The organism is Bradyrhizobium sp. USDA 4341, from assembly GCF_054063755.1.
In genome coordinates this window covers 4,694,051-4,708,038 of sequence record NZ_JBSSGO010000002.1, presented here as the reverse complement: position 1 = coordinate 4,708,038, position 13,988 = coordinate 4,694,051, and the positions used below count along the sequence as shown (strand labels likewise).

The 13,988-nt window shown below is 64.6% G+C and carries 12 protein-coding genes; 4 read left to right on the top strand and 8 right to left on the bottom strand.

The window, feature by feature from the left end:
- Window position 1: 1 nt before the first annotated feature.
- The 3 genes from ACVIGB_RS28330 (at window position 2) to ACVIGB_RS28320 (ending at window position 2,501) form a co-directional block, all read left to right on the top strand.
- Window positions 2-763, top strand: coding sequence for an SDR family NAD(P)-dependent oxidoreductase (locus ACVIGB_RS28330; RefSeq protein ID WP_456720165.1), 762 nt, complete (start codon window positions 2-4; stop codon window positions 761-763).
- A gap of 63 nt (window positions 764-826) precedes the next feature.
- Window positions 827-1,246 (top strand): acyl-CoA thioesterase, encoded by a 420-nt coding sequence (locus ACVIGB_RS28325; RefSeq protein WP_092119496.1) that lies wholly within the window; start codon window positions 827-829, stop codon window positions 1,244-1,246.
- 103 nt (window positions 1,247-1,349) lie between these two features.
- A complete protein-coding gene (locus ACVIGB_RS28320) occupies window positions 1,350-2,501 on the top strand; it encodes an ABC transporter substrate-binding protein (protein ID WP_456720166.1) in 1,152 nt (383 codons plus the stop codon).
- Between the two features lie 75 nt (window positions 2,502-2,576).
- Here ACVIGB_RS28320 and ACVIGB_RS28315 read toward each other — a convergent pair whose 3' ends face one another.
- From ACVIGB_RS28315 to ACVIGB_RS28305, 3 genes are read right to left on the bottom strand one after another with little or no spacing between them, the layout of a single operon-like run.
- The gene (locus ACVIGB_RS28315) at window positions 2,577-3,308 is read right to left on the bottom strand and encodes an ABC transporter ATP-binding protein (RefSeq protein ID WP_456720167.1); all 732 of its coding nucleotides are present in this window, start codon (window positions 3,306-3,308) and stop codon (window positions 2,577-2,579) included.
- The gene (locus ACVIGB_RS28310; RefSeq protein WP_456720168.1) at window positions 3,305-5,074 is read right to left on the bottom strand and encodes a branched-chain amino acid ABC transporter ATP-binding protein/permease; all 1,770 of its coding nucleotides are present in this window, start codon (window positions 5,072-5,074) and stop codon (window positions 3,305-3,307) included. The genes ACVIGB_RS28315 and ACVIGB_RS28310 overlap by 4 nt, the downstream gene beginning before the upstream one ends.
- Window positions 5,075-5,079: 5 nt before the next feature.
- Window positions 5,080-6,120: a branched-chain amino acid ABC transporter permease gene (locus ACVIGB_RS28305; protein ID WP_456720169.1), complete on the bottom strand. Its 1,041-nt coding sequence runs from the start codon at window positions 6,118-6,120 to the stop codon at window positions 5,080-5,082.
- Between the two features lie 180 nt (window positions 6,121-6,300).
- Between ACVIGB_RS28305 and ACVIGB_RS28300 the strand changes: the two genes are divergently transcribed.
- Window positions 6,301-6,819: a MarR family winged helix-turn-helix transcriptional regulator gene (locus ACVIGB_RS28300; protein WP_097676731.1), complete on the top strand. Its 519-nt coding sequence runs from the start codon at window positions 6,301-6,303 to the stop codon at window positions 6,817-6,819.
- 108 nt (window positions 6,820-6,927) lie between these two features.
- Here the strand turns inward: ACVIGB_RS28300 and ACVIGB_RS28295 are convergent, their stop codons facing one another.
- From ACVIGB_RS28295 to ACVIGB_RS28275, 5 genes are all read right to left on the bottom strand, one after another.
- The gene (locus ACVIGB_RS28295) at window positions 6,928-8,211 is read right to left on the bottom strand and encodes a glycerate kinase type-2 family protein (RefSeq protein WP_456720170.1); all 1,284 of its coding nucleotides are present in this window, start codon (window positions 8,209-8,211) and stop codon (window positions 6,928-6,930) included.
- Window positions 8,212-8,417: 206 nt separating this feature from the next.
- Complete coding sequence (locus ACVIGB_RS28290; protein ID WP_456720171.1) at window positions 8,418-9,650, bottom strand: ABC transporter substrate-binding protein; 1,233 nt, start codon at window positions 9,648-9,650, stop codon at window positions 8,418-8,420.
- A gap of 186 nt (window positions 9,651-9,836) precedes the next feature.
- Window positions 9,837-11,063: an ABC transporter substrate-binding protein gene (locus tag ACVIGB_RS28285; protein ID WP_456720172.1), complete on the bottom strand. Its 1,227-nt coding sequence runs from the start codon at window positions 11,061-11,063 to the stop codon at window positions 9,837-9,839.
- 160 nt (window positions 11,064-11,223) lie between these two features.
- On the bottom strand, window positions 11,224-12,453 hold the full coding sequence (locus tag ACVIGB_RS28280) for an ABC transporter substrate-binding protein (protein ID WP_092119469.1): 1,230 nt from the start codon (window positions 12,451-12,453) through the stop codon (window positions 11,224-11,226).
- 226 nt (window positions 12,454-12,679) lie between these two features.
- Window positions 12,680-13,906 carry an ABC transporter substrate-binding protein gene (locus ACVIGB_RS28275; protein WP_456720173.1) on the bottom strand — a complete coding sequence of 409 codons (1,227 nt, stop codon included), beginning with the start codon at window positions 13,904-13,906 and terminating at the stop codon, window positions 12,680-12,682.
- Window positions 13,907-13,988: the final 82 nt, after the last annotated feature.

Sequence of the window (13,988 nt, the reverse complement as noted above, 5' to 3'; positions counted from 1 at the left end):
CATGCAGTTGAAGGACCAGGCCGCCATCGTCACCGGCGGCGCATCGGGATTGGGCGCGGCGACCGCGCGCCGTCTGGCTGCGCAGGGCGCCAAGGTCGCGGTCTGCGACCTCAACGCCAAGCTCGCCGAGACCGTCGCCGCCGAGATCGGCGGCATTGCGGTGATCTGCGACGTGGCCGATGCGGCCGCTGCCGAAGCCGCGGTCGCTGCTGCCGCCAAGGCGCACGGTCCGGCCCGCGTGCTGGTGAACTGTGCAGGCATCGGGGTGGCTAAGCGCGTGATCGGCCGCGAAGGGCCGATGGCGCTCGCTGACTTCGACAAGGTGATCAAGGTCAATCTGATCGGCTCCTTCAACATGCTGCGGCTTGCGACCGCCGATATGGCGAAGCTCGAGCCGCTCGCGACCGGCGAGCGCGGCGTCGTGATCTCGACGGCCTCGGTCGCGGCCTATGACGGCCAGATCGGGCAGGCGGCCTATTCGGCCTCCAAGGGCGGCATCGTCGCGATGACCTTGCCGATCGCGCGCGAGCTCGCGCAGTTCGGCATCCGTGTGTTGACCATCGCGCCCGGCCTGTTCATGACCCCCTTGCTGGCCGGACTGCCGCAGGAAGCCCAGGACTCGCTCGCCGCCGCGATCCCGTTCCCGCGCCGGCTGGGGCAGGCCGACGAGTTCGCGTCGCTGGCGCTGCACATGATCGATAATCCCTATCTGAACGGCGAAGTGGTGCGGCTCGATGCCGCGCTCCGGATGGCGCCACGCTGACGCATGATCCGGAGGAGCGTGAACCGCGCCTCCGGATCGATCCCGCTCAATCGAGGACAGACCATGTTCGTCAACCGGCGCGACGTGCAGATCCAGTGGGGCGATTGCGACCCCGCCAACATCGTCTACTATCCGCGCTACTTCGCGATGTTCGACGACTCGACCTCGATCATGTTCGAAGCGGCCGGTTGCTCGAAGCAGGACCTCGTCCACAAATATGGCCTGGTCGGCATTCCCATGGTCGACACGCGGGCCAAATTCCACATCCCGTCGACCCATGGCGACTGGATTACCATCGAGAGCCGGATCGAGAGCATCAAGCGATCGAGCTTCGAAGTGGTGCACCGCGTGTTCAAGGGCGAGGCGTTGGCCATCGAGGCGTTCGAGACAAGGGTGCTGGTCGGCCGCCATCCGGACGATCCCGCCAGGCTGAAATCGGCGCCATTTCCGCAGGAGATCATCGACCGCTTCCTGAAGGGCTGACTTGTTCAGGGCTGACTTGCGGCCCCTCATGACCTAAAGAAGGGGCTGAATTGGCCCGCAAAACTGGTTTAAACCCAAAAAACATATCCGCAGGGAGGAATGAATGAGGAAGGCCACTCTCGCCGCAGCAGTGCTCGCAGCTGCTGTCGCGCTGCCGGGCGCGTCAGCGCTGGCGCAGACCAATGAAATCACCATCGGCATCTCGATCTCGACCACCGGCCCCGCCGCGGCGCTCGGCATCCCCGAACGCAACGCGCTCGATTTCGTGCCGAAGGAGATCGGCGGCGTACCGCTGAAGCTGATCGTGCTCGACGACGCCGGCGATCCAACGGCTGCGACCACCAATACGCGGCGCTTCGTCACCGAGTCCAAGGCCGACATCATCATGGGCTCCTGCATCACGCCGACGACGATCGCGGTGTCGACGGTCGCCAACGAGGCCGGCATCCCGCATCTCGGCCTCGCGCCGTTCCCGATCAATGACGCCCGCGCAAAGTGGTCGGTCGACCTGCCGCAGTCGATTCCGATCATGGGCAAGGTGCTCTACGAGCACATGAAGGCGCACAACATCAAGACCGTCGGCTATATCGGCTATTCGGATTCCTACGGCGATCTCTGGGTCAACGACTTCAAGGCGCAGGCCGTGCCGATGGGCCTGACCATGACCGATGAGGAGCGCTTCGCGCGTCCGGATACGTCGGTCGCGGGCCAGGTGCTGAAGCTCGTCGCCGCCAATCCCGACGCCATCCTGGTCGGCGCCTCCGGCACCGCCGCGGCGCTGCCGCAGTCCGCGCTGCGCGAGCGTGGCTACAAGGGCCTGATCTACCAGACCCACGGTGCCGCCACGATGGACTTCATCCGCATCGCAGGAGCGTCCGCGGAAGGCGTCATCATGTCGGCCGGCCCGGTGATGTCGCCGGAAACCCAAGCCGACAGCGCGCTGACCAAGAAGCCGGGCCTGACGCTGAACGCGGCCTATGAAGCCAAGTACGGCGCCAACAGCCGCAGCCAGTTCGCCGGCCATTCCTTCGACGCCTTCGAGGTGCTGAAGCGCATCATCCCGACGGCGCTGAAGACCGCCAAGCCCGGCACGCCGGAATTCCGCGAGGCGATCCGCCAGGCGTTCATCTCCGAGAAGGAGATCGTCGCGAGCCAGGGCGTCTACAACTGGACCGAAAAGGATCGCTACGGCCTCGACGACCGCTCGCGCATCCTGCTGACGGTCAAGGACGGCAAATACATCCCGGCGATGTGAGCTGGTCGCGATCTGCGGAAACGAAGAGCCGGTCCCGATGAGGGGCCGGCTTCTTCATAAGCGGGGCGATGGCGCCTAGATCGCGCTCTCGCCTTCGATCTGGAAGCCGAGATAGCTCGCGGCGACGCCCTTGTTGGCGGCGATCTCCTTCGCGGAGCCGCTAAGCACGAACTCGCCGAGCTCCATCACATAGGCGCGGTCGGCGATCTGCAGCGCGGCCTGGGCGTTCTGCTCGACCAGCAGCACCGAGACGCCGGCTGCGCGGAGCTCGCCGACGATGCGGAAGATGTCGGCGACGATGATCGGGGCGAGGCCGAGGCTCGGCTCGTCCAGCATCAGCAATTTCGGCGCGCCCATCAGCGCGCGGCCCATCGCAAGCATCTGCTGCTCGCCGCCGGACAGTGTGCCGGCGAGCTGCTTGCGGCGCTCCTTGAGCCGTGGAAACAACGTGTAGACCCGCTCCAGCGAGCGGGCCGCGGTTGCCTTCGCGATCCGGAAGGCGCCGAGCTCGAGATTGTCCTCGACATTCATGGTGCCGAACAATTCGCGATGCTCGGGCACCAGGCTCAGGCCCGTCGCGACGCGGTCCTCGATATCGAGCGGCGCCATGTCGACGCCGGCAAAGGTGGTGCGGCCCCGCAGCGGCAGCACGCCCATGATGGCGTTGAGCAGCGTGGTCTTGCCGGCGCCGTTGGCGCCGATGATGGTGACGATCTCGTTCTCTCCAACGTCGAGCGAGACGCCGCGCACGGCCTCGACCTTGCCGTAGGCGATATGGACGTCGGCAACCGTCAGCAGCGCACTCATGCGGCGGCTCCGAGATAGGCTTTGATCACGTCGGGGTTGCGCTTGATCGCGGCCGGCGTGCCCTCGGCGATCTTGGTGCCGAAATCGAGCACCACGATGCGGTCGGCGAGATCCATCACGAACCCCATGTCATGCTCGACCAGCAGCACCGACATGCCACCGTCGCGCAATTGCCGGAGCAGCGCGGCCAGCCGCTGCTTCTCCATGTGGCGCAGGCCGGCCGCCGGTTCGTCCAGCAGCAACAGCATCGGATCGACGCACAGCGCCCGCGCGATCTCGACGATGCGCTGCTGCCCGAGCGACAGCGAACCGGCGAGCTGGTCGATCTGGTCGGACAGGCCGACGCGCGCGATCTGCCGCGCGGCTTCCGCCAGCAGTTTCGTCTCATCAGCGCGGTCGAGCCGCAGCATGCTGGAGATCGCTCCGGAATTGCCGCGCAGATGCGCGCCGATCGCGACGTTCTCCAGCACGGTCATGTCGGGCACCAGCTTGACGTGTTGAAACGTGCGGGCGACGCCGAGCTTGACCACCTCCTGCGGCGGAGCGTTCGCGACCTCGTTGCCGAGCACGGATATCTTGCCGCTGGTTGCGCCCAGGACGCCGGTGATCAGGTTGAAGGTCGTGCTCTTGCCGGCGCCGTTGGGGCCGATCAGCGCGACGATCTCGCGGGCGTTGACGTCGAACGAGACGTCGTTCACCGCGAGCACGCCGCCGAACTGCTTGCGCGCCTTGTCGATGTGCAGCAGGACCGGAGACGTTCCCGCCGCCCGCTCACGGTGTTCCAGCTTCACCGACGTGTCCGGCGTCTTGCGGGTCGGCTTGAACGGCAGCCGCGACATCAGCCAGGGCCAGACGCCCTGCGGTGCGAGCTGCAGCAGCAGCACCAGCATGATGCCGAACACGATGGTCTCGAGCTGGCTCTGGCCGCCGAAGATGTAGGGCAGGTAGCTCTGCAGCACCTCTTTCAGGATCACGACGATGCCGGCGCCGAGCACGCCGCCCCAGACGTAACCGGCGCCGCCGACGACGGCGATGAACAGATACTCGATGCCGGCCTGGGCGCCGAACGGCGTCGGGTTGGCGGCGCGCTGGAAATGCGCATAGAGCCAGCCGGACAGGCCGGCCAGCACCGCCGCATAGATGAACACCAGCAGCTTGGCGCGCGGCGTCTGCACGCCGAACGCTTCGGCCGCGATATGGCCGCGCCGCAGCGCGCGGATGGCGCGGCCGGTGCGGGAATCCAGCAGGTTCATGGTCAGGAGCGCGGAGAGCAGCACCGCGACCCAGATTGCGTAATAGATCGTGTCCGGGCTCAGCATCTTGAACGAGCCGATCGAGAGCGGCGGGATGCCCGAAATGCCGTCGTTGCGGCCGAGGAATTCGAGCTTGCTGAACAGATAAAACAGGCCGATGCCCCAGGCGATGGTGCCGAGCGGCAGATAGTGGCCTGACAGCCGCACCGTGACGACGCCGAGCAGCACCGCGGCAATGCCGCTGACCACGAGCGAAGCCGGCAGCGTCAGCCACGGCGAGACGCCGTAGGCGGTGGTCAGCACCGCCGTGGTGTAGGCGCCGAAGCCGCAGAACGCGGCCTGTCCGAACGAGGTGAGGCCGCCGACGCCGGTGAGCAGCACCAGCCCCATCGCGACCAGCGCGGCGAGGCCGATATTGTCGAGCAGCACGATCCAGAACGGCGGGATGCCCGGGAGAAGCGGGATCACCGCCATCACGAGCGCGAAGATGATGAGAGGGAGCCGCTGTGTCATCGCGCTCAGTCCTTCTCTTCCTCGACCTGGGGCGCTGCGAGCGAGCGCAGCACCAGGACGGGAAGGATCAGCGTGAACACGATGACTTCCTTGAAATTACTCGCGTAGAACGACGAGAAGGCCTCGACGATGCCGACCACGATGGCCGCGACCGCGGTCAGGGGATAGCTGACCAGGCCGCCGATGATGGCGGCGATAAAACCCTTCAGGCCGATCAGGAAGCCGGTGTCGTAATAGAGCGTCGTGATCGGCACGATCAGGATGCCGGAAATCGCGCCGATCACGGAGGCGAGCAGGAATGCGATCTGGCCCGACAGCGTGGTGCGGATGCCGACCAGGCGGGCGCCGAGGCGATTGACCGCGGTGGCGCGCAGCGCCTTGCCGGTCTTGGTGTAGCCGAAGAACAGCCACAGCCCCACGATGAAGCCGACCGTCAGGCCGTAGACGGCGAGGCTCTGGCCGGTGAAGCGCAGCGGACCTGCGGTCACTGCGGCATTCGACAGCGCCGGGGCGCGCAGGCCTTCGGCGCCGAAGAACACCAGGCCTAAGCCTTGCAGCGCCAGATGGCAGCCGACCGAGGCGATCAGGAGCACCAGCACGGAAGTGTGCGCGATCGGCTGGAAGGCGATGCGATAGAGAAACAGCCCGATCGCCGCCACGATCAAGAGGGCCAGCGCAATGTTGACGGCGATCGGCGTGTTGGGACCAACCAGCGCATAGACGAGGCCGAGCAGCGCAACGGGAAAGACGATATTGAGCGCGACTGAGCGGATCACCAGCCGGGCATGCAGCGCCTTGCGGGCGAAGAACAGATCGAGCGCGAACGCGACAAGGCCCATCGCGACGGCAAGGCGCACGGTGCCGGGCACCTGGCCGGTCGCCAGCATGGCGTAGCTCAGCGCGCCGTAGGTGACGAATTCGCCCTGCGGGATCAGGATCACCCGCGTCACCGCGAACACCAGCACCAGGGCCAGCCCGAGCAGTGCGTAGATCGCGCCATTGGTGATGCCGTCCTGCAGCAGGAACAGCATGATCGTTGTGTTCAAGGCCGAGCGCTCCCCCTCAAGCGTCGGACCGCCGCAGCCGGCTGTGCCGGTCGGGTCGGCCGATATCGGCTGTTGATAGCCGTCGATATTTGATATAGTGCATAACGATTATTAGATATAATCTCAAGGTCCCCGAGCGTCCCGCGGGGTTTTTTGTACCGGGATTGCGAGCCTGGAGCGATGACTGTTTCCAAAACCGCCTCCGATGCCGTCAGATCGTCGCGTGCCCTGCGCAGGGAACCGGTCGATCCTGCCGGGGACGACAGCATGCTGCAACTCGGCGAACTGTCCGGACTGCTCGGCTATTCGTTGAAGCGTGCGCAGCTCAAGGTGTTCGAGGATTTCCTGCGCTGCGTCGCGCCGCTGCAGCTGACGCCGGCGCAGTTCTCGGTGCTGCTGCTGCTCGACAAGAATCCGGGCCGCAACCAGACCGAGATCGCCAACACGCTCGGCATCCTCAGGCCGAATTTCGTCGCCATGCTCGACGCACTGGAGAGCCGCGACCTTTGCGCGCGGATGCGCTCCACCAATGACCGCCGCTCCCACATCCTGGTCCTGACCGACAAGGGCCGCGCCGTGCTGGCGCGCGCCAAGAAACTGGTCGCCAACAAGCACGAGGCGCGGCTGATCGAGGTGCTCGGCCCGGCCAACCACGCCGCGCTGCTGGAGATGCTGGCCAAGCTCGCGCAGGAGTTTTGAGGCCGACGGCAGCGGCACCGTCATTGCGAGCGAAGCGAAGCAATCCATTCCTCTGCTCGGGGAAGAATGGATTGCTTCGTCGCTACGCTCCTCGCAATGACGCGTGGATCAATCCACCAAAATCACGCGCACGTCGTTGACATTGGTCAGCGTCGGGCCGGTCAGCAACAAATCGCCGGTCTGTGCGAAGAAGCCCGTGGCGTCGTTGTTCTCGAGGTAGGCCCTCGGATCGAGGCCGATCGTCTTCATCTTCGCGAATGTCGCCTGGTCGATCACGGCACCCGCAGGGTCGCTCGCGCTGCCGGCGCCGCCATCGGCGCCGTCGGTGTCGGCGGCGAGCGCTGCGATGTCGGGCGTGTCCTTGAGCAGGTCGGCCAGCGCCAGTGCGTATTCCTGGTTGGGGCCGCCGCGGCCATTGCCGCGCACCGTCACCGTGAGCTCGCCGCCGGAGATGATCGCGACGCGCTTGCCCTCGCCGCGGGCCTTCAGCGCGAGCCGCGCGTGTCCGGCCGCGACGTCGCGGGCCTCGCCTTCGAGGTCGGCACCGAGCGCGATGGTCTCGTAGCCGGCGTCCTGCGCGACCTTCACTGCGGCGTCGATCGAGGCCTTGGGCTTTGCCAGCAGTTCGAACGTCGCGCGCGCAAAGGCGGGATCGCCCGGCTTGCAGCTCTCGTTCCTGGGATCGTCAAGCGCGCGGCGGACCGCGTCGTCGACGGAGAGGTTGTACTTGGCGACCAGCGCGCGGGCATCCGCCAGCGTGGTCGGATCCGGGACGGTCGGCCCCGAGGCGATCGCGGAGGGATCGTCATGCGGCACGTCGGAAATCGCCAGCGTGACGATCTCGGCGGCGTGCTGGCCGGCGCGCGCCAGCCGCCCCCCTTTGATGCGCGACAGATGCTTGCGGACGATGTTCATCTCGCCGATCGGCGCGCCGGAGCGCAGCAGCGCGCGGTTGACCTGCTGCTTCTGGGCGAAGCTCACGCCTTCGACGGGCGCGATCCAGTTCGCCGAGCCGCCGCCGGTCAGCAGCACCAGCAGGAGATCGTCGGGCGTGGCTTCCGCCGCCAGCCGCAGCGTATCGTCGGCCGCGCGCAGGCCGGCCTCATCGGGCACCGGGTGGCCGGCCTCGACCACCTTGATGCGGCGGGTCGGCACGCCATGGCCATGCCGGGTGGTGGCGATGCCGACCAGCCGCGACGGTTCGAGGCCGAGCGTGTCGAGATAGTGCCGTTCCGCCGCCGCGGCCATGGCGCCGGCACCCTTGCCGGCGGCGAGGCAGATCACGCGTCCCTTCGGCGCCGACCGAAGCCGCGATGCCAGCACGACATCGGGATGCGCAGCCGCCACCGCGGCATCGAAGATCGAACGCAGGAAGGGACGACGGTCGGTCATGGCTGTGCCTCTACGAGAGTCCAGACGTAGGTACTTTCCCTCTCCCGCTTGCGGGGGAGGGGCAGGGTGGGGGTGCTGCCACGAGTCGTATTGCGGAGAAAGCCCCCACCCGGATCGCATCTTTGATGCGATCCGACCTCCCCCGCAAGCGGGAGAGGTAAGGGAAGATCGAGGCCGCTTCGATCGAAGCAGTATCCATCCCGGCTCTAGTTTCCGGCGACTTCGCCGCTGATGACGTCGCCGAACAATTGCCAGCGCTCGCCCTTGAACTGCATCAGCTGCAATTGCTCGATCGGCTGGAAGTCGGCAGGCCCGGTCGACAGCGTCACGCCGGGCAGCAGGCCGCCCTGCGCAAACTGCTTCAGGCTCGCCGCCTGCTTCATCACATTGGCGCGGGTGAGGTCGTCGCCGCAGCGGCGCAGCACCTCGACCATCGTGGTCGCCATGTTGTAGCCGGTCATGGCCGAGGCATCGACGCGGTTGGTGTCGGGCATGTATTTGGCGAGCAGTTCGTCGAACGCCTTCATGCCGGCGTCGTCCTTCCACTGCGGATCGCTGGCGTCCTTGGCGTAGGCCGCCGAGATCACGCCCTGCGCATTGTCGAGCCCGGCGGGACGCATCACCGTCGCGGTGGAGGCCGAGACGTTGGAGACGATGGTCACCGGCTTCCAGTTCATCTCGCCGAGCTTCTTGATCGCCTGGGCGCCGAATTTCGGCGTGGTGAAGAAGATGATGACGTCGGGATTGGCGGATTTCAGCCGCACCACATGGGAATCGATGGTGGGTTCGGCGACTTCGTAGCTCTCCTTGGCGGCAATCCGCGCGGGATCGCTGGCGAAGCCGTCTTCCAGGCCCTTGAGGTAGTCCTTGCCCATGTCGTCGTTCTGGTAGAGCACCGCGACCTTGGCGGCGGGCTTCTCCTTGAGCAGATACTTCGCGTAGATCCGCGACTCGCTCTGGTAGCTCGGCAGCCAGCCCATGGTCCACGGGAACGCCTTCGGGTCGTTCCACTTGGTCGCGCCGGTGGCGACGAACAGCTGCGGCACCCTCTTGGCGTTGAGATATTTCTGGATCGCGGTGTTGGAGGCGGTACCGAGCGTGCCGAACAGGAACAGCACCTCGTCGCTCTCGACCAGCTTGCGCGCCTGCTCGACCGCCTTCGGCGGCGAATAGGCGTCGTCATAGGAGATGAAATTGATCTTGCGGCCGTTGATGCCGCCATCGTCGTTGACCTTCTTGAACACCGCGGCCATCGCCTTGCCGACCACGCCATAGGCAGACGCCGGGCCGCTATAGGGGACGATGTTGCCGACCTTGATCTCGGTATCGGTCGCACCGGTGTCGTACTTCTTCTGCGCCCATGCGGCATTGCCGGTCACGGCGGCGACGGCGAGGCCGAGCAGGGCGGTTGCAATACGGCGGCGGATCGGCTTCGGCATTTCCCGAAAACTCCTTGTTGTTGCCGGCGCGCGAGGGCGCCGGGTTCTCTTCGGTTCTTGCCGGTTTTCCTAGCGCATTGCCGGGCAAAGTGTAAGCAGGCATCGCCGGGACCGCCCCATGGCAAATGAAAAGCCCCCTGCGACGGTATCGCAGGGGGCCACTGTCGGTCGATTGTCGGCAGAAAATCAGCCGCCGACGTCGGCGCTGATGATGTCGCCGAACAGTTCCCATTTCTCGCCCTTGAACTTCATCAGCTGCAACTGGCTGATCGGGGCGAAATCGTTCGCGGCGGTGTTGATCTTGATGCCGGGCAGCAGCACTTCGGTGCGGAAGTCCTGCAGGCTCGCTGCCTGCTTCATGATGTTCTCGCGCGTGAGGTTGTCGCCGCACTGCTTGAGCACCTGGACCAGGGTCTGGGCCACGCCGTAGCCGGTCACGGTGCCGCCGTCGAGCTTGTCGCCTTCGGGGAAGTCCTTGGCCATGAAGGCGTAGAATTCCTTCATGCCGGGATCATTGTCCCATTGCTTGTCCGAGGGGTCCTTCAGATAGGCGGCAGAGATGATGCCCTGCGCGTTCTCGTAGCCGGCGGGCCTGATCACGCTGCCGACCGAGGCCGACACGTTGTTGAGGAAGTGGGTGGGCTTCCAGCCGACCTCGGTGACTTTCTTGATCGCCTGCGCGGCGAATTTCGGCGTCGCGATGTCGATGAACACGTCGGCGTTGCTGGCCTTCAGCTTGACGATGTGGTTGTCGATGGTCGGCTCGGAGGTCTCGAAGCTCTCTTCGGCGACGATCATGCTGGCGGCCTTCTGGCCGAGGCCGTCCTTCAATCCCTTCAGATAGTCCTTGCCGTAATCGTCATTCTGGAACAGCACCGCGATCTTGGCGTTCGGCATGTTCTTCAGGATGTACTTTGCGTAGATCTGGGTCTCGCTCTGGTAGTTGGGCTGCCAGCCCATGGTCCAGGGAAAGTCCTTCGGATCGTTCCACTTGGTGGCGCCGGTGGCGACGAACAGCTGCGGCACCTTCTTGGAATTCATGTACTTCTGGATCGCCGAGTTCGACGGCGTGCCGAGCGAGTTGAAGATCAGCAGCACCTCGTCGCTCTCGACCAGCTTGCGGGCCTGCTCCACGGCTTTCGGCGGCGAGTAGGCGTCATCATAGGAGATGAAGTTGATCTTGCGGCCGTTGATGCCGCCGGCATCGTTGATCTTCTTGAAATAGGCGGCCTCGGTGCGGCCGATGATGCCGTAGGCGGATGCGGGTCCGCTGTAGGGCATGATGTTGCCGATCTTGATCTCGGTGTCGCTGGCGCCGGTGTCGTATTTCTTCTGGGCAAGCGCAGCGCTGCTGGATGTCGCGACGAGCGCGAGCGCGGCCCCGAGGACCGCAAGTCTTGTGGTGGCGGACATCTATGTCTCTCTCCCTGTTGTCAGACGAATGTGTCGCGGCCCTCTTGTTCGAGGGCTCTGTTATTTGACTGCAATGATTAGCATTTCAGGCGGCCCGTCTCAATGAAAAGCCCCTGCGACAACGCCGCAGGGGCTCTCGTCTTTAGTCGACAATTCCGGGTTAACCACCGACGTCGCCGCTCAAAATGTCGCCAAAGCGCTCCCAGGTCTGGCCCTTGAAGCGGATCAATTGCAGTTGCGAGAGCGGCGCGAAATCGGTCGCCGAGGTGTTGACCTTGACACCCGGCAACAGGCCGCCGGGTTCGTAATCGCGGATGCTGGCCGCCTGCTTCATGACGTTCTCGCGGGTCAGGTCGTCGCCGCACGCCTTGAGCACATGCACCAGGCCCTGCGAGACGATGTAGGCGTACATCACGGAGGCATCGGCGCGGTTCGCTTCCGGATAGTATTTATCGAGGAACTCGTTCCAGGCGATCATTGCCTTGTCGGTCTTCCACTGCGGGTCGGTCGGGTCCTTGAAATATTGCGACGAGATGATGTCCTGGGCATTCTCGAAGCCCGCGGGCTTGATCACGCTGCCGATCGATCCGGAGACGTTGTTGAGGAAATGCAGCGGATGCCAGTTGAGTTCGGCGTTCTTCTTGATCGCCTGCGCCGCGAATTTCGGAGTCGTAATGTTGAAGAACACGTCGGCGCCGGAGGCCTTGAGCCTGACGATGTGGGAGTCGATGGTCGGCTCCGTCACCTCGTAGCTGTCCTCGGCGACGATCATCGATGCGGCCTTGGCGCCGAGCCCGTCCTTGAACCCCTTCAGATAGTCCTTGCCGTAATCGTCGTTCTGGTAGAGCACCGCGATCTTGGCGTCCGGCTTGTTCTTCAGGATGTACTTTGCGTAGATGATGGACTCGCTCTGGTAGTTGGGCTGCCAGCCCATCGTCCAGGGAAATTCCCTCGGGTCGTTCCACTTGGTGGCGCCGGTGGCGACGAACAGCTGCGGCACCTTCTTCTGGTTCATGTATTTCTGGATCGCCGAGTTCGGCGGCGTGCCGAGCGAATTGAAGATCAGCAGCACCTCGTCGCTCTCGACGAGCTTGCGCGCCTGCTCGACGGTCTTCGGCGGCGTGTAGGCGTCGTCATAGCTGATGAAGGTGACCTTGCGGCCGTTGATGCCACCCTCGGCATTGATCTTGCGGAAATAGGCCTCCTCGGTCTTGCCGATCACGCCATAGGCGGAAGCCGCTCCGCTGTAGGGCATGATGTTGCCGATCTTGATTTCACTGTCGGAGGCACCGATGTCGTATTTCTTCTGCGCGACGGAGGGACTCGCGGTCGCTGCGAGCAATGCGAGGGCGGCCGAAAAGGCCCCCAATCGCAAACGGATAGCAGGCATTTTGATCTCCCTTGGATCACGGTGAATGTGTCACGATTTTTGGAGTGGGAGCACTTTGCGGCTCCTTGCGGCATTGAATACCTTTCGCCTGGTGCCAGCAACAGAAAGCCCCCCGCGGCGCTGTCGCGGAGGGCGTCATTTAGTCCAACGCGTTGCGAGGAAAGTCCGCGCCGCGCAATCGCCTCGCGACACACGCGAAGCGTTTGCGTGGAGATCGTGCGCCGTCCTAGTTGCTGAGCCCGCTCGAGATGATGTCGCCGAACAGCTCCCACTTCTCGCCCTTGAAGCGCATCAGCTGCAACTGCTTGATCGGCGCGAAGTCGGTGGCCGAGGTGTTGACGCTGATGCCCGGCAGCAGCGTGCCGGGGACATAGTCCTTCAGGCTCGCGGCCTGCTTCATGATGTTGGCGCGGGTGAGATCGTCACCGCACATCTCCAGCACCTGCGCCATGGTCTGTGCGGCGGCGTAACCGTAGGAGGTGGCGCCGTCGAGCTTGTTGGCGTCGGGATAATCCTTCTTGAGGAAGGCAAGGAATTTCTCCATGCCGGGATCCTTGTCCCATCGCGGATCGGCGCCGTCCTTGAGATAGGACGCCGACAGGATGCCCTGCGAATTCTCGAAGCCGGCCGGCTGCATGACGCCGCCGACCGAGGCTGAGACATTGGCGACGAACTGCAAGGGCGTCCAAGCGATTTCGGCGGCCTTCTTGATCGCCTGCGCCGCGAATTTCGGTGACGTGATGCTGATGAAGGTGTCGGCGCCGGCGGCTTTCAGCTTGACGATGTGATTGTCGATCGCAGGCTCCGACGTCTCGTAAGCTTCTTCGGCGACGATCATCGAGGCCCTGTCGCCGAAGGCGTCCTTCAGGCCCTTGAGGTAGTCCTTGCCGAAGTCGTCGTTCTGGTAAAGCAGCGCAACCTTGGCATCGGGCTTGTGCTTCATGATGTATTTTGCGTAGACCCGCGCTTCGTCCTGGTAGGATGGCTGCCAGCCCATGGTCCATGGATAGTTCTTGGGGTCGTTCCACTTGGAGCCGCCGGAACCGACGAACAGTTGCGGCACCTGCTTCTCGTTCATGTATTTCCGGATCGCCGCGTTGGTTGAGGTGCCGACCGAGCCGAACACCAGCAGCACCTCGTCGTCCTCGACCAGCTTGCGCGTCTGCTCCACCGTCTTTGCCGGCGAGTAGCCGTCGTCGTAGGAGATGAACGTGACCTTGCGGCCGCGGATGCCGCCAGCCTCGTTGACCATCTTGAAGTAGGCCGCCTCGGTCCTGCCGATCACGCCATAGGCCGAGGCGGGACCGCTGTAGGGCACGGTGTTGCCGATCTTGATCTCGGTGTCGCTGGCCCCGGTGTCGTATTTCTTCTGCGCCAGCGCGACATTACAGCTCGTCAGGAGCAGAGCGAATGCGGACAAGAGCGCCGTCAGGGACGGACGTGCGGCAGTCATGGTTTCCCCACCTCGAGTTCTTAGTTTGCAGTATTCAATACGATCGGCGCGGGGCGTCAACAAAAAGCCCCCGCGACTGCTA